Origin of the sequence: Seonamhaeicola sp. S2-3 (assembly GCF_001971785.1) — a bacterium.
Classification (GTDB): domain Bacteria; phylum Bacteroidota; class Bacteroidia; order Flavobacteriales; family Flavobacteriaceae; genus Seonamhaeicola.
The window spans coordinates 1,009,173-1,031,153 of record NZ_CP019389.1; the positions used below are offsets into that span (position 1 = coordinate 1,009,173).

18 protein-coding genes and 1 tRNA gene are annotated in these 21,981 nt (G+C 31.2%); 5 read left to right on the top strand and 14 right to left on the bottom strand.

The window, feature by feature from the left end:
* Nucleotides 1–16 precede the first annotated feature (16 nt).
* From BWZ22_RS04760 to dnaE, 13 genes are all read right to left on the bottom strand, one after another.
* Nucleotides 17–598 carry a hypothetical protein gene (locus BWZ22_RS04760; protein WP_157607912.1) on the bottom strand — a complete coding sequence of 194 codons (582 nt, stop codon included), beginning with the start codon at nt 596–598 and terminating at the stop codon, nt 17–19.
* A gap of 60 nt (nt 599–658) precedes the next feature.
* Nucleotides 659–1,105, bottom strand: coding sequence for a hypothetical protein (locus BWZ22_RS04765; protein ID WP_083692193.1), 447 nt, complete (start codon nt 1,103–1,105; stop codon nt 659–661).
* Entirely contained in the window at nt 1,080–1,493 is a 414-nt protein-coding gene (locus BWZ22_RS04770) for a hypothetical protein (RefSeq protein ID WP_076698338.1), read from the bottom strand. Before BWZ22_RS04770 ends, BWZ22_RS04765 begins: the two co-directional genes overlap by 26 nt.
* A 180-nt stretch (nt 1,494–1,673) precedes the next feature.
* Complete coding sequence (locus BWZ22_RS04775; RefSeq protein WP_076698339.1) at nt 1,674–4,169, bottom strand: sigma 54-interacting transcriptional regulator; 2,496 nt, start codon at nt 4,167–4,169, stop codon at nt 1,674–1,676.
* A 17-nt stretch (nt 4,170–4,186) separates the two neighbouring features.
* On the bottom strand, nt 4,187–4,555 hold the full coding sequence (locus tag BWZ22_RS04780) for a response regulator (protein ID WP_076698341.1): 369 nt from the start codon (nt 4,553–4,555) through the stop codon (nt 4,187–4,189).
* Between the two features lie 55 nt (nt 4,556–4,610).
* Nucleotides 4,611–6,773: an ATP-binding protein gene (locus BWZ22_RS04785; protein ID WP_076698342.1), complete on the bottom strand. Its 2,163-nt coding sequence runs from the start codon at nt 6,771–6,773 to the stop codon at nt 4,611–4,613.
* A 37-nt stretch (nt 6,774–6,810) separates the two neighbouring features.
* Complete coding sequence (locus BWZ22_RS04790) at nt 6,811–8,496, bottom strand: PAS domain-containing protein (RefSeq protein ID WP_076698343.1); 1,686 nt, start codon at nt 8,494–8,496, stop codon at nt 6,811–6,813.
* Nucleotides 8,497–8,857: 361 nt separating this feature from the next.
* A tRNA-Asp gene (locus BWZ22_RS04795) sits at nt 8,858–8,931 on the bottom strand.
* Nucleotides 8,932–9,099: 168 nt separating this feature from the next.
* Nucleotides 9,100–10,029 carry a DUF58 domain-containing protein gene (locus BWZ22_RS04800; protein WP_076698344.1) on the bottom strand — a complete coding sequence of 310 codons (930 nt, stop codon included), beginning with the start codon at nt 10,027–10,029 and terminating at the stop codon, nt 9,100–9,102.
* 18 nt (nt 10,030–10,047) lie between these two features.
* Nucleotides 10,048–10,593 carry a ClpP family protease gene (locus BWZ22_RS04805; protein WP_076698345.1) on the bottom strand — a complete coding sequence of 182 codons (546 nt, stop codon included), beginning with the start codon at nt 10,591–10,593 and terminating at the stop codon, nt 10,048–10,050.
* A gap of 90 nt (nt 10,594–10,683) precedes the next feature.
* On the bottom strand, nt 10,684–11,001 hold the full coding sequence (gene trxA / locus BWZ22_RS04810) for a thioredoxin (RefSeq protein WP_076698346.1): 318 nt from the start codon (nt 10,999–11,001) through the stop codon (nt 10,684–10,686).
* A gap of 354 nt (nt 11,002–11,355) precedes the next feature.
* Nucleotides 11,356–12,216, bottom strand: coding sequence for a hypothetical protein (locus BWZ22_RS04815; RefSeq protein ID WP_076698347.1), 861 nt, complete (start codon nt 12,214–12,216; stop codon nt 11,356–11,358).
* Nucleotides 12,217–12,295: 79 nt separating this feature from the next.
* Nucleotides 12,296–16,678: a DNA polymerase III subunit alpha gene (dnaE, locus tag BWZ22_RS04820; RefSeq protein ID WP_076698348.1), complete on the bottom strand. Its 4,383-nt coding sequence runs from the start codon at nt 16,676–16,678 to the stop codon at nt 12,296–12,298.
* 159 nt (nt 16,679–16,837) lie between these two features.
* Between dnaE and BWZ22_RS04825 the strand changes: the two genes are divergently transcribed.
* The 3 genes from BWZ22_RS04825 (at nt 16,838) to rimM (ending at nt 19,224) form a co-directional block, all read left to right on the top strand.
* Entirely contained in the window at nt 16,838–17,911 is a 1,074-nt protein-coding gene (locus BWZ22_RS04825; RefSeq protein WP_076698350.1) for a lactonase family protein, read from the top strand.
* A gap of 85 nt (nt 17,912–17,996) precedes the next feature.
* Nucleotides 17,997–18,512 (top strand): 30S ribosomal protein S16, encoded by a 516-nt coding sequence (locus BWZ22_RS04830; RefSeq protein WP_076698351.1) that lies wholly within the window; start codon nt 17,997–17,999, stop codon nt 18,510–18,512.
* 187 nt (nt 18,513–18,699) lie between these two features.
* The gene (gene rimM / locus BWZ22_RS04835; RefSeq protein WP_076698352.1) at nt 18,700–19,224 is read left to right on the top strand and encodes a ribosome maturation factor RimM; all 525 of its coding nucleotides are present in this window, start codon (nt 18,700–18,702) and stop codon (nt 19,222–19,224) included.
* A gap of 6 nt (nt 19,225–19,230) precedes the next feature.
* Here the strand turns inward: rimM and BWZ22_RS04840 are convergent, their stop codons facing one another.
* Entirely contained in the window at nt 19,231–19,683 is a 453-nt protein-coding gene (locus BWZ22_RS04840; protein ID WP_076698353.1) for a DUF2383 domain-containing protein, read from the bottom strand.
* 135 nt (nt 19,684–19,818) lie between these two features.
* Between BWZ22_RS04840 and BWZ22_RS04845 the strand changes: the two genes are divergently transcribed.
* Together BWZ22_RS04845 and BWZ22_RS04850 are read left to right on the top strand one after the other, a co-directional pair.
* Entirely contained in the window at nt 19,819–20,535 is a 717-nt protein-coding gene (locus BWZ22_RS04845) for a tRNA1(Val) (adenine(37)-N6)-methyltransferase (protein ID WP_076698354.1), read from the top strand.
* A gap of 117 nt (nt 20,536–20,652) precedes the next feature.
* Nucleotides 20,653–21,831, top strand: a complete 1,179-nt coding sequence (locus BWZ22_RS04850; RefSeq protein WP_076698355.1) for an acyl-CoA dehydrogenase family protein — start codon at nt 20,653–20,655, stop codon at nt 21,829–21,831.
* Nucleotides 21,832–21,981 lie beyond the last annotated feature (150 nt).

Sequence of the window (21,981 nt, forward strand, 5' to 3'; positions counted from 1 at the left end):
AAAATCCCTTTTGCTATTAATTACTACTTATACTAATCTTTAGAGAAAGTTCCTTTTTATAAGAAACTTGATTCTTTTTAAAAGGTTGCTCCCAAATTTCTATATAGTCATTGTTTGCCAATTCAACCTCTCCGTAAATTGAATTTTTTAACGTATTGGTTTGTACCAATTCTGAACTACTTTTTCTAATCACAAAAACGCTACTATCTATAATAGACTCATTTTTAACCTCTGCAGTTACTTTAAACTTTCTTGTTTTTTCACCTATGTAAATTATTCTATCGTTATAATGTTTTGATAATCTGAATATTTTATCGTTCTCAAACACAAAACCATTTTTATCGGGATTAACAGAGCACTTAAAATAAGTAATACCAGACGGTAAAACTTGAGCGTTTTTTCTTGTTTTTACATTTAAATATACAGCGCCTTTATTTACAACAACTGCTCCTTCTTCATTTAAAAACTCATTTTCAACATACATGTTAGTTTCATCTGCTATAAACAAAACCCCTTCATTAACAACTTGAGCAAAACAATTAAATGAACTAAGTGCTAATAAAAACACCCATATTATGCGTATCTTCTTAACCGTCATTTTTTTATTATTAATGTTGCTCACCTTTTTTAGTAATTGTTTTTTATAAAATCTTATCTTCTAATTATTATAAAATTGTTTGTCTTTTTCTATAGAATAGTTTTTAGCTAACTCTAAGTCTTTAAAAACACCAAATGGTGTAACTGGGTTATATATCCTTTTATATGTCGTTATTAATAATCTAATACCAATGGTATTAACAACAAAAGCTTCGGATATTCTAAGCTTTATAAGTTCTGGACTATTAGCTATTAACTTAGCTGCTGAAATTGAGAACGTACCCCGAGTATTTCTAACATCTATAATAAATGGCATAGGCGTGCCATTACATAATTTGCTAATAGCATTTATATACCTTTTTACTAAACCATAATTCAATTTAGAATTAGAATCGTTATTTGTAAACTTACAATGAAGAAACTTTGAATTATCTATCCAAAACATAGCGTTTTCTAATATTATTATTTCTTCTATTGTTTTTTTAGTAACAGGCATTAAATTGCTCATAATCTTTACTACAAAACTTTACTGATTGGTTATAACTTGTAAAAACTTTATTAGGCACTACAGCCCCACATTTAAAACTGCACAAATCAAAAAGCAATTTCAAGTCAAATGACTTAACTAAAAATGATTTTGAAAGCACTAATGATTTAATATTTGAATTACGTGATAGTATCTTAAAAACTCTAAAAGCATCAAGCTTACTAATTTGCGTTAAATCAAAAATTATCGGTTTATAGTTAATTTCTGATAACGTAGGTATAACCTCAATTAAAATATCTTCCATTTCAAGCAGAAGAAATCTTTTATCTAATTTTCCTACAAACTTACATTGGATAAAATTATGGTCTAACCCAAATTCCATATTATCAAATACAACTTCCTTTTTCATCGTTCTTTATTACAAAAACCACGAAACAACTGATGTGCCAAACAAGATTTTAAGCACAAACAAACACGTAAACTACTGACGTTGTGGTTTTTATAAAAATGTACAGATATACTAACAAACAAAAGCCACACGGTATTCCGTGTGGCTTTTGTTTAAAATTGTAAAATTAACGGTATTCCGTTACTGTTTTGTTGGTTTTAATATACCTAACTTGGTCATTTTATCTCTAAGTGTACTAGGTTTTAAGTTTAACAAAGTAGAGGCACTATCTTTTCCCGTAATTTTCCAATTACACTTGTCTAAAACATGAAGAATATGATTTCTTTGAGCCGTGTCAAAGCTTAAATCTTGGTTATTAATTGGTTGTTTTGTTTTTTGAATAGTAGACTCAAAGCCTGGTATTAATAAAGTTTCATTTGTTGATAATATTGACGCTCTCTCAATTAAGTTTTCTAATTCTCTAATATTTCCTGGCCAATCATAAGATTTTAAAAGATTCATGGTTTCTGCAGGTATGTATTTAATATTCTTATCATAGGCTTTGTTAAACTTATCTACAAAATGTTCAATTAACAAAGGAATATCTTCTCTTCTTTTTCTTAATGGAGGCACTTCAATAGGAAATACATTAAGTCTAAAATATAAATCTTCTCTAAATTGTTTTTTTTCAATTTCTTCTTTAAGATTTCTGTTTGTTGCAGCTATAACCCTAACATCTAACTTTTTTAATTCTGTACCACCTACTGTTTCAATCTCACCTTCTTGTAAAAACCTTAAAATTTTAGGCTGCATATCTAGTGGCAACTCGCCAATTTCATCTAAGAACAAGGTGCCGCCATCTGCTAATTCAAACTTTCCTACTTTATCATTTGTTGCTCCTGTAAACGAGCCTTTTTTGTGTCCAAACAATTCACTCTCTATTAACTCACGTGGTATGGCAGAACAATTAACTTTAATAAGTGGTTTATCATTGCGCAAACTGATATTATGAACTGCTCTAGCTAACAATTCTTTTCCAGTACCAGACTCTCCTAATAACATTACCGTTGCATTTGTAGGAGCAACTTTTTCTATCTCGGTTAATACATTGCTAAATTCTGCGCTTCCATAAACCATGTCTTCATAATTAAAAACTAGGTCTAACTCATTTCTTAAGTAAAAGTTTTCTTGTTCTAACTGATCTCGTAGAATATTAAGTTCATTATTAGCTTTTTTTAGTTCACTATTAGCTAATACTAAGTTTTTTTCTGCCTGCTTGCGTTCTGCACTTTCAAACATTAAAGAGACTATGTTGGCTATAGATGTTGCAAATTCTTGATCTTCTGCAGTCCAATCTCTTAATGTATCTCCTACATGTTCAAAGCAAATTACGCCATAATGTCCTTTTGTGCTATTAACCAACACATCCATTACAGATGTAATATTATTAGGAATTAAATAATCTTTTGAGAATTTTTGTGTTATACTATCATGCTGCGCATCTTTAACTCTTATAGTTTGAAATTTTTCTAGTGCTTCTAAATAATGTGGGTTGTTTTTAAATTTTAAAACACCGCCCTCTTTATGCAAATTACTACCCAATAAATATAATTTTTCACATAAAATTTGGGTTTTATCTGGACTAAAACTCCAAATACTAACCCTTTCAACATTTAAGGTTTGAGCAGCTAATTGAGTAATTTTATTTAAAGACTTACCAAAATCTTCTCCTAAAAGGTTAGCTAGTTCTAAAATAACTCTTTTTTTCTGTTTAGATTTTAAAGCTGTTTCTTCTAGTATTTTTTTAGCCTTCTCTTCTTCTGAAATGTCTTTAATAGTCGCGAATATAGCTATAACCTCGCCTTTATCATTCAAAATATTTCCAGATAAAAATGATGCTATAAATTCCTTTCCACTTTTTTTATAAAACTCTAATTTAAAAGACTTTGCTTCTCCTTTTATTACATCTTCTTTAATAGCTAACATTTTTTCTAGATCGCCTTTTTTTGCAAAAGGATAAGGTAAGTTAAGCCCTATGAGTTCACCTTGTGTATACCCAAGAATTTCACAAAGTGAGTTATTGGCCATAATAATTTTACCTTCAAGATCTACAATTAAGAGTCCTTCTTGCATAGACATAATGAGTTTATCATTAAACTCTTTGGCTAGTTTTAACTTTACTTCAGCTTGTTTTCTTTCTAAAATTTCATTTTCTAGATCTAAATTTTTTTGTTCAAGCTTACTTATAAGTCTTTTACTGTAAAGCTTTAAAACTTCTTGCTCTGTAAATTCTGGTTTTTTATCTGGTTGTATCTTAGTATTAGGAGTTGCTTCGTTTAATAGTTTTTGAACTAATTTTGTAATAGTTTCAGAGTCTGTTGGTTTTCTAAGAAAATGGGTTGCACCTAATTTTAGGGCAAATTCTTCATCTAATTTTTCTGTGTATGTAGAAGTGTAAAAAACAAAAGGAATATCTTTAAATGCTTCTTCTTTTTTACAGGCTTGACAAAACATATAGCCATCCATAACGGGCATTAAAATATCTGAGATAATTAAATCTATACTATTTTCTCGTAATTTATTTAATGCTTGTTTTCCGTCGTTAGCCTCAATAGTATTATATCCAGCCCCCTCTAGTATAACCTTAAGCAGGTAAAGGTTTTCATAAATATCATCTACAATTAAAACAGTTTTCATTTTAATAAATTCAGTTATTACATATTATGAATTTGTTCCATTTGAGCTACAAATGTTTCTGGGTTTATGGGTTTTTCTATATATCCTGTAGCTCCCGCTTCAATGGCTTTTTCTTTATCTCCTCCCATGGCGTATGATGTTACTGCTATAATTGTTGTATTTTTAGGTAAACCATTATGCCTTAGTTTAACACATATTTCATAGCCATCCATATCTGGTAGCTGTATATCTATTAAAATTATTTCTGGGTGCAATTCATGGGCTAACTGTAATCCATCTTTTCCATTAAAAGCTTTTATTACAGTGTAGTTGTGCTTTTCTAGAAGATAAGATAGCATATACATATTTTGCTCATTATCTTCAATTATTAAAATGGATTGTTTCATGTTTTATCTTAAAGGTTGATTAAATTAGTTAAAATATTAAATATAAGACATTTAGTTATATAACACTGTTGTTTTTGTATGAATTTTCTATAGGTAGGGTAAAAGTAAAATTACTTCCTTTTCCTTCTATACTTTCTACTTGAATTGAACCTCCTAGTTTTTCTATTAAGTTTTTAGAAATGGCTAACCCTAACCCCGTACCATCATGATTTCTATTAAGACCTGTTTCAAGTTGGATAAAAGGCGTGAATAGTTTAACAAGATCCTTTTTACTTATACCAATACCTTGATCTATAACCTCAGTAACTATTTCATTTTCTTTTAAATGAACTTTTACTTGTATTATTCCCTTTTTAGAAAACTTAATAGCGTTTGACAGTAAATTGAGTAAAACTTGCTCTATACGTCTTTCATCACTAGTAATTGTTATTTTAGATACTGGTAATTGTGTTTCAATACTAAGATTTTTGGCTTTAGCTTGTGGCATTAAAAACGACACTGTGCCTTTTAACGTTTCTATATAATCAAAAGGATATAGAGACATTTTTAATTTACCTGCTTCTATTTTTGAAATATCTAAAATATCATTTATTAAACGCAAAAGATGTTCTCCACTTTTTTTAACCATGGTTAATTGTTTCTTCTGCTCTTCATTTAAAGGACCCGCTAGTTCTTTTAACAAAATTCCTGTAAACCCTATAATTGAGTTCATTGGCGTTCTTAGCTCATGAGACATGGTTGCTAAAAATGCAGACTTCATTAAATCTGCAGATTGGGCTTTTACTTTTTCTTTTTCTAATTCAATTGATTGTGTATTTAAATCTTCTAAAAGGTTTAATAGTGCCTCTTTACTTTCATTGAGTTCTTCTGTTCTCAAATCAACCAATTTCTCTAAATTAGTTTTATAATTTAACAATTCTTTTTCACTAAGAACTCTATCTGTTATATCTTGTAGGGTTCCAAAAAACTTTATGGGTAAATTATTTGAATCATAAAATATTTCTCCGCGTTCACTAACATATTTAATATGTTTTTCATCTAAAAGCAGCCTGTAAATAACTTGATAATAGCTTTTATTTTTTAAAGCTTTCTTGTACTGGTCTAATACTAATTCTCTATCATCTGGGTGTACTATATCAAGAAAACTACTTTGAGTAACTTTGAATTCATTTGGGGCTTTTTCAACTATTCTATACATTTCTTTAGACCATGATAATGTATTTTGTTTTAAATCTCTTTCCCAACTTCCTATTTTTGCAATTTTTTGCGCTCTATTTAAATTTTCTTCACTCTGCTCTATTGTATATTTAGAAGCTTCATAAACTGATTTTAATTGTACTTCTTGGTTTTTTAACTTAATATTTATAAGTCTATTTAAGCGCGCCGTATGCCCCATAAAATACCAAACACCCCATCCGCCTACAATAGCAATAACAAAACCAAATATAGCAAACCATATTGCTGGATTTATTTTGTTGTGTGTAGGCACGACGTATAATTTCCATTCCCCCATAGACATTTGTATTGGTACGGCAAATTCTTTAAAATTTGACATGTTAGTGTCTAGGAAAAATTCTTCTTCACCTGTGTTAGCATTAACTCTGGATAACTGATAGATGAAGCTTTCATCTTCTGAGGTATTAATATTTAAATCATGAAAAAAAGTAGAAAGTTTAGTTACTACAGTAGAAAAACCAGAAAAATTGCCATCTACAAAAATGGGAACTCTACTAATCATACCAACGCCACCTTGTTCTAAATTAATAGGACCCGCAATAAAAAAATCCTTTCTTTGTATGGCTGCCAACGCTCCTGTTTTTGCTGTTGAGCTTGTTAAAACATTAAAGCCTATAACCTCATTGTTTTTTAGCGGATAAACATGTGTAATATAACCTTGTGCATCTACTAATTCTACAACATCAAAGTAATCATTTCGTTCTAGTAACTCTACTGCAATGCTATTAAAATCTTTAGGTATTCCATTTTGTTCTACAATGTATGCTAGTGTTTTTGTAGCAGCATAACTATACATTACTAATGCTTGTAGCTTTTCTTTTATTAAGTTTATTTCGTTATCAATTTCTTTTTTTTGTTTGTTTTCATTTATTAAATATTGTTGATACGATATAAATTGAGTACCAAAAAGTAGCAACAAAAAAACTAAAATGCCAGCAGCTATTGGTTTTTTAAAGAAAAAGTAAAGTGGATGACTCTTCATATTAAAACTAATTAAATGAATGTTTCATTTGTAATTTTTATTTATTGTGTTTTTTCTTAAGTTCTTTTATTATGTTTTTTAGTTCTTTCATTTTTAATTCTCTACCCACAAATAATTTGTTCATCCTTTGTAATTCTGCGTTTTTTAATTCAATCTCTGCTGTACGTTTCTCTACTAATGCTTCTAAATTATTTTTATGATTTTCTAGTTCAATTTCGGCTTTTTTTCTACTTGTAATATCTTTTATAACTCCAATTAAAAACTTTTTACCATCCTGATCAATAAACCTGGTTTTTCTTGTTATTATATTTCTTGTATCGCCTTCTTTTAACGTTAAGGTTTCCTCATTTATGCTTTCTTCTCCACTATCTATTACTTGTTTATCTACACTTAAAAAGCTTTCTCTTTCATTAAGAGGCACATTTTCTGCTAAAGTTTTGCCTATTATATCTTTTCTTGGAAGTTTAAAAATTTCACAAAAAGCATTGTTTACAAGTACAATTCTACTCTCACTATCTTTTACAAACACAGGATCTCCTATGTTATTCATAATGTTATAAGTAAATTTTTTGCTTTGAGCTAGCTGTTCTTCTATTTTTTTTTGCTCTGTTACATCTGTAAAATAAACTGTTAACCCATCTTTTGAAGGGTAAACCCTATTTTCAAACCATTTGTTTAATGGTTTATAATAATATTCAAAATATATTGTTTTTTGAGTCTTAGCGGCTTCTTTGAATATTTTATAAATGGGTAGATTTAATCCTTCTGGAAATTCGTTCCAAATATGTTTTCCTATTAAGTTTTCTGGTGTTTCATTTAAAAAATTAGCAGCCTTTTTGTTAATGTAGGTATAACACCAGTTAGTGTCTAGCGCCATAAAACCATCTGAAATATTACGTAGTGTATTCTCTATTTGAGATGTTAGTTTTTGCTCTACTTTTTCTTTTTCTACCTTAAGGTCTTCGTATCTTTTTTTATACTTTATTATTGATAAAACCTCTCTTTCTTTATTGGCTATAAAAGCCGATTTTCCTTTTCTATCATCAATAAATTTAATGTACCAAAACAGAATAATTGAATATAAAATTGCAGCAATTGATTTACCTATAATATGACTTGTTAAAGATGTTTTAAATGTTGGTGTGCCATAAAATAACGTTATGTTAAACACTAAAGCATCAAATATTAAAACAGTTAATAATGATAATGTAATAATGAATAAATACGGTATTTTTTTTAATTTTAAAATTAAATATTGATACAGAATAACTAACAAAAAGAAGTCTATAAATAGAATTGCAGTACCGCCAAAAAAATATTTATAATTAATCTTAAATACAGATTGAGCGTTTAACGGGGTGTTATTAATGTTACTAGTTATAGTTTCTTGTAAATAAGTTATGTGAAACAATAAGGATAGAATTACATTTGAGACAACAATACCTATAATTAATGACCGAGCACTTGACACCCCTTCCCTTATATATATTAATAAAATCCCAAAAAGGACTCCGCTAAATAATATAATAGACCCCGGGTGAATAACATAATCTTCAAAAACTTGAATACTAAATGAGCTTCCTAAATGAGCTTGAAGAAACTGTAACGTACCTAAAAGAATGTACAGTGGTGCTAACCCTAACTTACCTCTAAGTCTAAATAAAATAAGAATACTTGTTACCACAAGTAACAACTCAAAAATAATAGTAGTGTAAACACCCATGCTAATTAGTATCTTTTAAAAGCTATATATTTTAAAACCATTGTTATACAAACCCTTTTGTAAATTACAATTTATATTTGAAACCTAAATAAATTATAATAATAACATACTTTTACTATATAGTATATACGCTATACCTATTAAGTATCTGTTAAGTTGACCGTCAGGTTTCTTTTTAGGAAGGTCTTTACAATGCAGCTAAAAAACAAAAAAGCATCCCAATCTTCTTATTCAGAAAAAAGGAAAGCTTTCCATTGGCTACTAAGTCACTTAGTAGACTACATCACGCTTATAGCGTGAACAACACAACATTTTTAAACAAAAAAAGCTCTGTTTTTTCAGAGCCTTTTTTTAAATCTTGCGGTCTGGACGGGACTCGAACCCGCGACCCCCTGCGTGACAGGCAGATATTCTAACCAACTGAACTACCAGACCGTTGCATGATTGCGGATGCAAATATACACGCCTTTTTTAATATGTCAAATCTTTTTTAGCCTTTTTTAATAAAAATTTTTAAGCACCTAAACCACAAAGGTTTCCATTTGTAAATTACTACTATTATCTATTCTAAAATTAAAATTATTATAATTTAAGAATAAAATTTTAAGCAAACTTTTGGCGCTCTACCATATATGTGGTTAAAATATGATTAAAGTTATCATTAATATCGGCCTCTACATACTTAATCTTGTATTGTGCACATTTTAATTGTAATGCTGTAAAATAAGCCTTAATTTTTTTATTATAATTTTCTTTTACAGTATCTGCATACAAATTAATAAACTCACCTGTTTCAACATCTATAAAGCGTTTAGGAGTACTATCAAAATCAAAACTATACTCCTTTTTTTTATCAAAAACGTGAAATAAAACTACTTCGTGCTTATTGTATTTTAAATGACGAAGCGCCTCAAATAATTTCACATCATCTTCTGTGGTTTGAAACATGTCTGTAAACAAAAAAATCATAGAGCGCCTATGAATTTTCTCTGCTATTTCATGTAAATATTTATATGTTTCGGTTTGCTTATTTAATGGTTTTGAAATAACCGCTTCACTTAATGCTCTTAACAACATTTGATGATGACGCTCACTACCTTTTTCTTGAGCATAAAAATCGTAATCATCACTATAAATACTTAAACCAACAGCATCGCGTTGTCTCTTTAACATTTGCATTAATGCTGCCGATGCCAATGCTGAAAATGCAATTTTATTTAATTTATCTATAGAAAAACTTGTCATTTCAGGATAGTGCATAGAGCTACTATTATCAACTATAATATGACAACGCATATTGGTTTCATCATCATATCTTTTGGTGTAAAGTTTATCTGTTTTTGCGTAGAGTTTCCAATCTATATGGCGCGTGCTCTCACCTCTATTATAAATTTTATGCTCTGCAAATTCTGATGAGAACCCATGAAACGGACTTTTATGCATACCAGCTATAAAGCCTTCTACTACTTGTTTTGCTAGTAGCCCTAGGTTTTTAAACCCTTCTGCTTTATTTAGTTCTTGGCGTAAGTCCATTAAAAAATATAATCAGAATTAATACAAAATAGAATCTACTATACCATAAGTAACAGATTCTTCTGCACCCATCCAATGATCTCTATTAAAATCCTTCATTACTTTTTCAAAAGTTTGCCCACAATTATCTGCTAAAATTTGTGCACTTAATTCTTTGGTTAAAATAATTTCTTTGGCGGTAATTTCAATATCACTTGCTTGCCCTCTGGCACCACCACTAGGTTGATGAATCATTACTCTGGCATGAGGTTGTATAAAACGTTTTCCTTTTGTGCCCGCAGATAGGATAATAGATCCCATAGAAGCGGCAAAACCAGTACAAATAGTTGATACGTTACTGTTTAATGATTTTATACAATCATAAATTGCAAAACCTGAGGTTACATAGCCACCAGGACTATTTATGTACAAATGAATATCATCTGCACTTAAGGCATCTAAATACATTAAGCGGTCTATTACGTGTTTTGCAGAATCATCATCTACTTGCCCCCACAGAAAAACTTTTCTATCTTCAATTAGTTTTGCATCTATAGCATCTTGTACTTTACCTTTTTTTTCCATTTAAAAAATTTATGAAAGTTTATAACTCATCTAAAATAAAAAAAGGTTTGCCATTACAGCAAACCTTTTTAGTTTTCTTTTCTAATTCTTTTATAGAAGAGCATCTATTGCTTCTGTATAAGAGTTTTTTGGTGCAACACCTACTTTTCTATCAACTACTTCACCATCTTTAAAAACTAATACCGTTGGGATGTTACGTACACCGTATTTTGCTGCAAATTCTTGGTTTGCATCTACATCAACTTTACCAACAACGGCTTTCCCTTCGTATTCACCGCTTATTTCTTCTATAATTGGTCCTACCATTCTACATGGTCCACACCAAGCTGCCCAAAAATCAACTAATACAGGCTTATCACTTTTTAATACTGTTTCTTCAAACGTTGCATCTGTTATTTCTAATGCCATAATATGTGTATTTAAAATATTCTATTTTTTATTAACACAAAATTAGTCAAAAAAAACGCTAATACTTACAAACTAACAATTTGTTTTATTTATACCTGTATTATCTTACTTTATTTCAATAATTTCCAGAACAAACACTTATTGCTTAAACACTTCTAAAAAGGTTAATCCATATTGCATTTACAAGAAAACATAAACCCTATTATAGCCCCTAGACTCTTGAAATAAGTTAACATCTAATCACTTTTCTGAGAATAGCCTGTACAAACTTTATAAAATTATTTTGATTTTCTTTCTTAAAAAAAGGCTATCTAATCAAATTCAGATAGCCTTTTTTGTTGAAATTTTTAATAATTATTTTTTTCTCTTTTTCCTTAACTCAACTTCTGTTACTGTGCCATCAATAGCTGTTTTAGTAGCTACATTATCGCATGTACCATCACCATAATCTAAAGTAATTGTTCCTTCTGGGGTTGTGTATGTTTTAACACCTAAAGCTATGTATTTACATGCTGCTGGTTTTACCAAATCTGTTGTAATTTCCATAGTAAAAGTGCTTCCTTCTGCATTTGTAAAAGTAAAAGATCCTGTTATTGTTTTTTCATCATCATAGCATGTATAAGTATCACCACCTGCTGTAATTTCAACAGTTCTATTTCCTTCTTTAGTATAAGTACCATCTTCTGTCTCTACTGTAATATTGGTAGTTCCGGTTATTTCTGGGTTACCATTATCATTCTCTGCAGTAAAAGTATATTGTTTTGTACCGTTAACTAAATAACCATTTACACTTAAATCTGTAAATGTTAATGTTTTAGTTTTAATTCCGTCACCAATTTCTCTAACTTTGGTAATAGTACCAGTAATAACATTACCGTCATTATCTTCACACTCTCCGTTAAATGTAATAGTGGTAGTTATAAGTGTATCTGTAATTTCAATAACAATATCTGAACATTCTCTAAAAAACTCAGAATAACCTCGTTTATCATCGCTTTTAGATGTTAAGGTTGAAGAACTTTTTGAAGTTGAAATACCGTAAGCGCTTTCAGAATATAGCGCAATATCATCTAAAACAGCTTCTGTTTCTTCAATAGCCACTTCAGCTTCAACAGATACTGCTCCTGTACTGTTTAAATCGTTTTGAACTCCTTCATTATCACAAGCTATTAAAGCTAATGAAAGAAAAAATGATAAACTAAAAATCTTTTTCATGGTAAAATGTTTTATAAATTAATTGTTTACTAATAGAACAATTACTCTTTAATTTTTCCTACCCTTAAAAAGAAAATTTTTAATTTAATTTGTAATGAATATGTTGAGATTCTAGTTCTGAAATTAATTCTTGGCAAACTTTTACTTTTTGTTTTCTACTTGGCATACTCAACTTTATTTTTTCTTTAGCATCATACACCACAAAATTTAAAGCATGATTACCTGGATGCATACTTAACAAACTTTGTATTTGGGTTATTTTACTTTCTTTTAAATCGTTTATATCAAATAGAAGCGATAGTTTTTTAGCATAATTCTCCATAACATCATGCAACAACTGAAAACTATTAAATTGTATACGCGGGTCACTCTTTTTTCCTGTATCTTTATTAACCCAACCTTCTCTTATAAAAGCTTTTACAAACACAAAGTTATTTACCATTAAAAAGTGTCTGAATTTTAAATAATCTTCGCCAAAAATTCTAAATTCAAAACTATCTGTATAGTCTTCTATAGTAAACATCCCCCAGCCTTTACCTTGCTTACTAACACGATGTTGAACATCTGTTACCACACCACCAAACACCAATTCTCTATTTACATAAGGTTGTAAGTCATTAAACATTGCTACAGTAGCGTTACAAAAAGTTTTCATTTCTATTTTGAAATCGTCTAGCGGGTGACCAGAAATGTAGATACCAACAACGTCTTTTTCTTTAGCTAATTTTTCCATGGTTCCCCATTCTTCGCAAGGCGGAATGGTAGGTTCTGCAATCTGAACCTCACTAGCTTCACCAAATAAACTTACCTGTGCAGAATTCTCATTTTCTTTATGTTTTTGAGCATATTTTATAACCATTTCTAAAAAGGTTAAATCGCCTTCTTTATGAAAGTATTGTGCCCTATGAGTGTCTGTAAAACAATCAAACCCTCCGGCTAAAGCTAAATTTTCAAAGGCTTTTTTATTGGCTGCTCTTAAATCAATTCGTTTAGCAAAATCGAAAATAGACTTATATGGACCGTCTTCTTTTCTGTTTTCAACAATAGTCATAACCGCACCATGACCAACACCTTTTATAGCCCCCATACCAAAACGTACTGCTCCTTCTTTATTTACTGAAAACTTATAGTAACTTTCATTAACATCTGGTCCAAGTACCTTTAATTTCATGCGTTTACATTCTTCCATGAAGAAGGTTACTTGCTTAATATCGTTCATGTTATTAGACAGTACTGCAGCCATATATTCTGCAGGATAATGCGCCTTTAAGTAAGCCGTTTGATAGGCTATCCACGCATAACAAGTAGAGTGCGATTTATTAAACGCATAACTTGCAAATGCCTCCCAATCTTTCCAAATCTTTTCTAAAACTTTAGCATCATGACCATTAGCACTTGCTTGTTCTATAAACTTAGGCTTCATTTTATCTAGAACCGCAATTTGCTTTTTCCCCATGGCTTTACGAAGCATATCGGCTTCACCTTTAGAGAAATTTGCTAACTTTTGAGACAACAACATTACCTGCTCTTGATAAACGGTAATACCATAAGTTTCCTTTAGGTATTCTTCCATGGCAGGTAAATCATAATCAATTTCTTCTTCACCATGTTTACGTCTAGTAAAACTTGGAATGTACTCCATTGGTCCTGGACGGTATAAGGCATTCATGGCAATTAAATCCTCAAACACTGTTGGCTTTAGCTCACGAAGGTGTTTTTGCATTCCAGGAGATTCATATTGAAACACCCCTACGGTTTCACCTCGTTGAAATAGCGCATAAGTTTCTTCATCATCTAACGGAAAACTTTCAGGATCTAACTCAATACCGTGTTTTGCTTTTACAATTTTTACGGTATCTTTTATTAAGGTTAAGGTTTTTAAGCCTAAGAAATCCATTTTTAACAGTCCCGCAGATTCCACCACCGAGTTATCAAACTGGGTAACATATAAATCGGAATCTTTTGCTACAGAAACTGGTACAAACTTAGTGATATCATCTGGCGTGATAATAACTCCACAAGCGTGAATTCCTGTATTTCTTACAGAACCTTCTAGAGTTCTAGCCGTATTCACGGTTTTAGCTTCTAAATCGTTTCCTTCTGAAATATTTAAAAGCTCATTTACTTTTTCTAACTCCTCTGCTCTAAACTTACTTGCTAAAGCTTTTTCATCTAAACCAAAAATTTTATTTAGTTTAGACATATTGGGAATTAGTTTTGCAATTCTATCAGCATCAAACAACGGTAAATCTAATACTCTGGCCGTATCACGAATAGATGATTTTGCTGCCATAGTACCGTAAGTAATAATTTGAGCCACTTGGTTAGCACCGTATTTTTTAATAACATAGTCCATAACCCTACTTCGGCCTTCATCATCAAAATCAATATCAATATCGGGCATACTAATACGATCTGGATTTAAGAAACGCTCAAAAAGTAAGTCGTACTTCATGGGGTCTATATTGGTAATCCATAAGCAATAAGCTACTACCGAACCTGCTGCCGAACCACGTCCTGGACCCACCGATACATCCATGTTTCGGGCTTCACGAATAAAATCTTCAACAATTAAGAAATATCCTGGATATCCTGTCTTTTCAATAACATTCAACTCAAAATCTAAACGTTCTTTTACTTCATCAGAAAGGGGTTCACCATAGCGTTTTTTAGCTCCTTCATAAGTTAAATGACGTAAATAGGCATTTTCACCACGCTTACCACCATCAACTAAATCTTCTTCATGTTTAAATTCATCGGGTATATCAAATGCAGGCAATAGTACATCACGAGCTAATTGAAAGGCTTCTATTTTATTGGCTACTTCTTGAGTATTTAAAATGGCTTCTGGCAAATCTTTAAAGAGTTGTTTCATCTCTTCTGAAGACTTAAAATAGTACTCCTGATTTGGTAAACCGTAACGATACCCACGCCCTCTACCTATTGGAGTAGCTTGCTTTTCTCCATCTTTTACACATAATAAAATATCATGCGCATTGGCATCTTCTTGTTTTTGATAGTAAGTGTTATTGGTAGCTACAAGTTTTACATCATGTTTTCTAGCCAATTTAACCAAGGTGTCGTTTACGCGGTTTTCATCTTCTTGGTTATGGCGCATTAACTCAATGTACAAATCATCTCCAAACTCATTTTTCCACCAAATTAAAGCCTCTTCTGCTTGGTTTTCGCCAATATTCAATACCTTACTTGGCACTTCACCGTAAAGGTTTCCTGTTAAAACAATAATATCTTCTTTATACTGTCTTATAAGATCTTTATCAATTCTTGGCACATAATAAAAGCCATCTACAAAGGCATGAGATGATAATTTTGCCAAATTATGGTATCCGTTTTTGTTTTTAGCTAACAGTACAATTTGGTAACCATTATCTTTACGGCTTTTATCTTTATGATTTTCACAAACAAAAAACTCACAACCAATAATAGGTTTTATTAACTTTTTATTGGTGGTTTCTCCTTTTTCTTCGGCTGCTTCTATAGCCGCTTTAATGCTACTATTTTGCTTGTTAACTGCATTTATAAAATGGAAGGCTCCCATCATATTACCATGATCTGTCAAGGCTACAGCAGGCATGTTATGAGACGCTGCCGCAGAAACCACATCGGCAATACTCATAGTAGATTGTAATACCGAGAACTGCGAATGATTATGAAGATGTACAAAATCTACACCTGTTAAATCTACATCTTTTACTGTATCATTATCTGTAGTTTTGGCTTCTTCTAGTTTTTGAAGACGTTTTCTAATTTTAGCGCTTTCTTGCTTAAGGTTAACATGTTTTAAACCTATAAGCTGAATGGTGCTGGGGTTAGCCTCTTTAAACCTTACTTGGTAATCATCCTCTACATCTAGCTCCTCTTTAGTATATTCACCTAAGCGCACTAATTCTAAAAAACAACGTGTTGTAGCCTCAACATCGGCTGTTGCATTATGTGCTTCGGCAAACGGAGTATTAAATAAATGCTCATGTAACTCTGTTAATGTTGGTAATTTAAAGCGACCACCGCGCCCTCCCGGAATTTTACATAACTGTGCTGTATGTTCTGTACAAGTATCTAAAACAGGGAGCTCTTGCAAGTTATTCGCTATATTAGCTCGAACAAATTCGGCTCCCATAATATTCAAATCAAACTTTACATTTTGCCCAACAATAAACTTTGATTTTTGTAAAACAGCATTAAATTTTTCTAATACTTCATTTAAAGGCACGCCTTGTTCTTGTGCTAACTCGGTAGAAATACCATGAACCTTTTCAGCATCATACGGAATGTTAAAACCATCTGGTTTTACCAAATAATCTTGATGCTCTATACAATTCCCCATATCATCATGGAGTTGCCATGCAATTTGAATACACCTTGGCCAATTATCAACATCGGTTATGGGAGCATCCCAACGTTTTGGCAATCCGGTAGTTTCAGTATCAAAGATTAAGTACATGCTTTGTATTTATTTATTAATGCGTCTATTTATTGAATGGTAAATAATGAATTTATAAAAATACATAGAAATAATACTTTTTTAAAGTGAAGTTATTATGAGTTTTAAACAACAGTTCATTTAAAAATATTTACTTTTGAAATTAAACAATTTCACATAATGAAATTTAAATTCTCTTTTTTTATTCTAGCCATTAGTATTCTTAATTTCAATTGTAAATCATCAACCGTTCCTTTATTTGTAGGCACTTTTACAGATGAAGGTAGCAAAGGCATATACCGCTTTGATTTTAATACCAAAACCGGTGAATTAAGTAATAAGATTTTATCTATAGAAGCTGTAAGTCCGTCTTTTCTAGATTATTCCCCAGATAAAAAATTCATATATTCTGTAAACAAAACAAGCACTGAGAACGACTATATTTCATCTTACAAAATAAATCCAAATGGCACACTTTCCTTAATAAATAGTGTAAGTAGTAATGGCAAAAACCCTTGCCACATTTCATTAAACAAAGCGGGCAATAAAGCTGTAGTTTCTATGTACACAGCTGGAAAAGTATCTGTTTACAATATTAATTCTGACGGGTCTTTAAACGAGGCTTCTCAAGTATTTAACCACAATACAAAGAATGAAAAAGCCAAAGCGCATTCTGCTCAATTTTTTAAAGACGATTTATTTGTAGCCGATTTAGGCAGAAATGCTGTCTATGAGTATAAACTAAAAGATGACAGCTACAAATTACAATCTGAATCTATTGTTAAAATGGAAGGAAATCCTGGACCGCGCCATTTTTCGATAACCGAAAACGGACAATTTATTTATATCATCAATGAATATGGCAGCTCTATAACTTCTGTAAAAAGAACCGAATCTGGTTTTAAAACCATTGATGAAGATTCTACTTTAGACGAAAACTATTTAGGAAAAAACTCTTGTGCCGATATTCATTTATCTAAAGACGAGCAATTTTTATACGGTTCTAATAGAGGCGAAAATTCTATAGTTGTTTTTAAAAGAAACACTAAAGATGGCACAATTGAGAAAATACAAAACATAAGCGTTCATGGTAACTGGCCTAGAAATTTTACTTTAGACCCAACAGGAAATTTTTTATTAGCTGCCAATAGAAGAAGCAACAATATTTCGGTTTTTAACATTAACAAAACTACTGGAAAACTTACTTTTTTACACGATGTTAAAACACCAACACCTGTATGCTTATTATTTTAGCTAAACCCTTGAAAATTAAAAATATTAAAGTATCTTTGCGCCCTCATTAATAACCGAGGTCGGGAACCTCAAATAATTAATTACTATGCCAGTAAAGATTAGATTACAAAGACACGGTAAAAAAGGAAAACCTTTTTACTGGATTGTTGCCGCAGATGCGCGCGCAAAAAGAGACGGTAGATACTTAGAAAAACTAGGTGCTTACAATCCTAACACTAACCCTGCAACTGTTGAACTAGATGTTGACGGTGCAGTAAAGTGGTTACAAAATGGTGCACAACCTACTGATACTGCTAAAGCCTTATTATCTTATAAAGGTGCTTTACTTAAAAATCATTTAGTAGGCGGTGTAAAAAAAGGTGCTTTAACTGAAGAGCAAGTTGAAGAAAAATTCAAAGCTTGGTTAGAAGAAAAAGCTGCAAAAATTCAAGCTAAAGCTGATGGCTTATCAGAAGCTGAAGCTAAAGCTAAAGCTGATGCACTTGCTGCTGAAAAAGCTATTAACGAAGCAAGAATTGCTGCTGCTGCGCCTGTAGTTGAAGAAGAGGAAGCTACTGAAGAAGTTGCTGCTGAAGCTGACGCTACAAACGAAGAAGAATAAAAAATTATTTTTTATACTTTTAAACTCCGATAGTAACTATCGGAGTTTTTTTATAAATAAATGTTTCATTTTTTATATATAATGCTGAATTTATTTTCAGCATTTCTATAAATCTAAAATTGAGCCCCTGAAATACTGAAATAAATTCAGTACAAGCAATTTCAGGGTGACAAATAAATAGTTTGTCATGAAAAAAGAAGACTGTTTTTATTTAGGGAAAATTGTAAAAAAGTACAGTTTTAAAGGAGAAGTTTTAGCAAAACTTGACACAGACCAACCAGAACTTTACGAGCATTTAGATGCCATTTTTATAGAACTTAAAAATAACCTAGTCCCTTTTTTTATTGAACGATCTCAACTACATAAATCAGATTTGCTTAGAATTAAATTTGAAGATGTAGATACAGAGAATGATGCCAACAGCCTAATAAAAACCAAACTATACTTACCACTAGATTTACTACCAAAATTAGATGGAAATAAATTTTACTTTCATGAAGTAATTGGTTTTAAAATTGAAGACAAAAACTTTGGTGATGTTGGTATTATAAAATCTATAAACGACTCTACCGCTCAGGCACTTTTTGAAATAGACAGAAACGGCATAGAAATACTCATACCCATGAATGATGAGTTTATTTTAAAAGTAGATAGAGATAACAAAACAATTATTGTTGAAACCCCTGAAGGACTTATAGATTTATATTTATAAAAACTTTTATCTTATAATTACCTCGTTATCTCTTTCCATTTCAAATAATCTGGCTTGAATATTATCTCTGTGTTTTAAAAGTAATTTACAAAGTGATAAAGGCATATTCATTTGTGTAAGTAACTCGTCATACTTCTGTACACTTAACAATTCTATATCATATACCTTTCTAAGAAACTTGTTTTCGTCTTCAATCTTTAAAAAATTTCTAAAATTTAATCGTACAACATGATCTCTTCTTTTTAAAGCAACAGGGTTTTCTGCTTTTTTTTCAAGCTTATGCAATTCATTTTTTAAAGACTTAACGTAACCACTCCGCTCTAGGCTTCTTTCATTAGAAAATTGCTTATAGAAACTATCTGTTAGCATATTAATTGCTTTGGTATAAGCATTCTCAATTTCCTCATTTAGTATTAGTAAGTCGTTTAACTTTTCAAGAATATTATCAATTCGTTTCACTACACAATTAATTTTTCACGCTATGAATATACGTTAATATTGCTTTTTTAAGATTTCATTGCCAATAAAGTTTTAACAATAATTGTTAATATCTTCATTTTTTTGTTTACTATTATTGCATTTTAAAACTCACAAATGTCTCAAAAACCTTTTCAATTCAAAGAATTTCAAGTTAATCAAGATAAATGTGCCATGAAAATTGGAACCGATAGTGTTTTATTAGGCGCTTGGACTTCAATTAATCACAACCCTTTTAATATTTTAGATATTGGAGCCGGAACAGGTATTTTAAGCCTCATGATGGCACAACGAAGCAAAGCACAACAAATTGAAGCTATTGAAATTGATGATAATGCCTTTGAACAATGTGCTGAAAACTTTGAAAATTCTCCTTGGAACGACAGGCTTTTTTGCTTTCATGCTTCCTTATTAGAGTATATTGAAGCTGTAGATGAAAAATTCGATCTTATTATTTGCAATCCGCCTTTTTACTCAGAAAACTACAAAACTAATGACAAATCTAGAGATTTAGCACGTTTTAGCGATGCTATGCCAATGGAACATATCATTTTTGCTGTAATTTCCTTTCTTTCAAAAAAAGGTAAATTTTCTATAGTCCTTCCCTTTAAAGAAGAAAACAAATATATAGAAGAAGCTAGCCTTATTAAGCTTTTCCCAAATCGTATTTTACGCATTAAAGGCAATCCAAATTCTGAAATAAAACGAAGCTTAATTGAATTTTCCTTCCGCGAAAGCGAAATAAAAACTAACGAACTTGTAATTGAAACCGAAAGACATCAATACACACAAGAGTATATTGATTTGACTAAGGATTTTTATTTGAAAATGTAACATCAAATTTTTAGTTCTGTAAAAACACCGCTCTCAATTAAACAATTCTCAAAATAACAATCAAGTATTTCATTATTTTCAATAAATTTGTGTAAAACATAAATAAAAATCAAATTTATGAAACCTGATTTGTTTGAATCTCCCGATTACTACAACCTAGACGAACTCCTTTCTGATGAACACAAACTGGTTCGTGATGCTACTAGGGCGTGGGTAAAAAGAGCGGTTTCTCCTATTATAGAAGATTATGCCCAAAAAGCAGAATTCCCAAAACAAATCATAGGTGGTTTAGCCAAAATTGGTGCTTTTGGTCCTTATATTCCTGAAGAATACGGTGGCGCAGGTTTAGATCAAATTAGCTACGGACTAATTATGCAAGAGATTGAGCGTGGCGACTCTGGAGTGCGCTCTACGGCTTCAGTACAATCTTCATTAGTAATGTATCCTATATGGAAATATGGTAATGAAACTCAACGTAAAAAATATTTACCCAAACTAGCTAGTGGAGAATGGATGGGGTGTTTTGGCTTAACAGAACCAGACCACGGAAGTAACCCTGGTGCTATGGTAACCAACTTTAAAGACAAGGGAGACCATTACTTATTAAATGGTGCTAAAATGTGGATAAGCAATGCTCCTTTTGCGCAGATAGCAATTGTATGGGCTAAAAATGAAGAAGGTAGAATACATGGCTTAATTGTAGAACGCGGAATGGAAGGTTTTTCAACGCCAGAAACTCACAATAAATGGTCTTTACGCGCCTCTGCTACAGGCGAACTTATATTTAACAACGTAAAAGTGCCAAAAGAAAACTTATTACCTAATAAATCTGGACTTAGCGCACCATTAGGCTGTTTAGATTCTGCAAGATATGGCATTGCTTGGGGTGCTATTGGAGCCGCTATGGATTGTTATAATACCGCACTTAAATACAGCAAAGAACGTATGCAGTTTGGCAAACCCATTGGTCAATTTCAACTACAGCAAAAAAAATTAGCTGAAATGATTACTGAAATTACCAAAGCGCAACTACTAGCATGGAGATTAGGTGTTATGAAAAACAACAACACGGCAACTTCGGCCCAAATTTCTATGGCTAAACGCAATAATGTAGCAATAGCTCTTAATATTGCAAGAGAAGCACGTCAAATTTTAGGAGGCATGGGAATTAGCGGTGAATATGCTATTATGCGCCACATGATGAACCTTGAAAGTGTTATTACATATGAAGGTACACATGACATTCATCTTTTAATAACCGGATTGGATATTACAGGACTAAATGCGTTTAAATAAAACATTCATTTTACTTATTAATATTTCCTTATAACCAAGTTATTATCCTAATAATTTAACGATTACATGACTTTTGACAGTTTTTTTAATAAATTGTAGCTATAAATTTGTAACACCTATTTACAAGGTATACTAGCAAATAATCAAAGC

Excerpts from the sequence above, each read along its gene's own strand:
- BWZ22_RS04760 (WP_157607912.1), bottom strand. The coding sequence starts at position 598 with ATGACGGTTAAGAAGATACGCATAATATGGGTGTTTTTATTAGCACTT.
- BWZ22_RS04765 (WP_083692193.1), bottom strand. The coding sequence starts at position 1,105 with ATGAGCAATTTAATGCCTGTTACTAAAAAAACAATAGAAGAAATAATA.
- BWZ22_RS04770 (WP_076698338.1), bottom strand. The coding sequence starts at position 1,493 with ATGAAAAAGGAAGTTGTATTTGATAATATGGAATTTGGGTTAGACCAT.
- BWZ22_RS04775 (WP_076698339.1), bottom strand. The coding sequence starts at position 4,169 with ATGAAAACTGTTTTAATTGTAGATGATATTTATGAAAACCTTTACCTG.
- BWZ22_RS04780 (WP_076698341.1), bottom strand. The coding sequence starts at position 4,555 with ATGAAACAATCCATTTTAATAATTGAAGATAATGAGCAAAATATGTAT.
- BWZ22_RS04785 (WP_076698342.1), bottom strand. The coding sequence starts at position 6,773 with ATGAAGAGTCATCCACTTTACTTTTTCTTTAAAAAACCAATAGCTGCT.
- BWZ22_RS04790 (WP_076698343.1), bottom strand. The coding sequence starts at position 8,496 with ATGGGTGTTTACACTACTATTATTTTTGAGTTGTTACTTGTGGTAACA.
- BWZ22_RS04800 (WP_076698344.1), bottom strand. The coding sequence starts at position 10,029 with ATGGACTTACGCCAAGAACTAAATAAAGCAGAAGGGTTTAAAAACCTA.
- BWZ22_RS04805 (WP_076698345.1), bottom strand. The coding sequence starts at position 10,593 with ATGGAAAAAAAAGGTAAAGTACAAGATGCTATAGATGCAAAACTAATT.
- trxA (WP_076698346.1), bottom strand. The coding sequence starts at position 11,001 with ATGGCATTAGAAATAACAGATGCAACGTTTGAAGAAACAGTATTAAAA.
- BWZ22_RS04815 (WP_076698347.1), bottom strand. The coding sequence starts at position 12,216 with ATGAAAAAGATTTTTAGTTTATCATTTTTTCTTTCATTAGCTTTAATA.
- dnaE (WP_076698348.1), bottom strand. The coding sequence starts at position 16,678 with ATGTACTTAATCTTTGATACTGAAACTACCGGATTGCCAAAACGTTGG.
- BWZ22_RS04825 (WP_076698350.1), top strand. The coding sequence starts at position 16,838 with ATGAAATTTAAATTCTCTTTTTTTATTCTAGCCATTAGTATTCTTAAT.
- BWZ22_RS04830 (WP_076698351.1), top strand. The coding sequence starts at position 17,997 with ATGCCAGTAAAGATTAGATTACAAAGACACGGTAAAAAAGGAAAACCT.
- rimM (WP_076698352.1), top strand. The coding sequence starts at position 18,700 with ATGAAAAAAGAAGACTGTTTTTATTTAGGGAAAATTGTAAAAAAGTAC.
- BWZ22_RS04845 (WP_076698354.1), top strand. The coding sequence starts at position 19,819 with ATGTCTCAAAAACCTTTTCAATTCAAAGAATTTCAAGTTAATCAAGAT.
- BWZ22_RS04850 (WP_076698355.1), top strand. The coding sequence starts at position 20,653 with ATGAAACCTGATTTGTTTGAATCTCCCGATTACTACAACCTAGACGAA.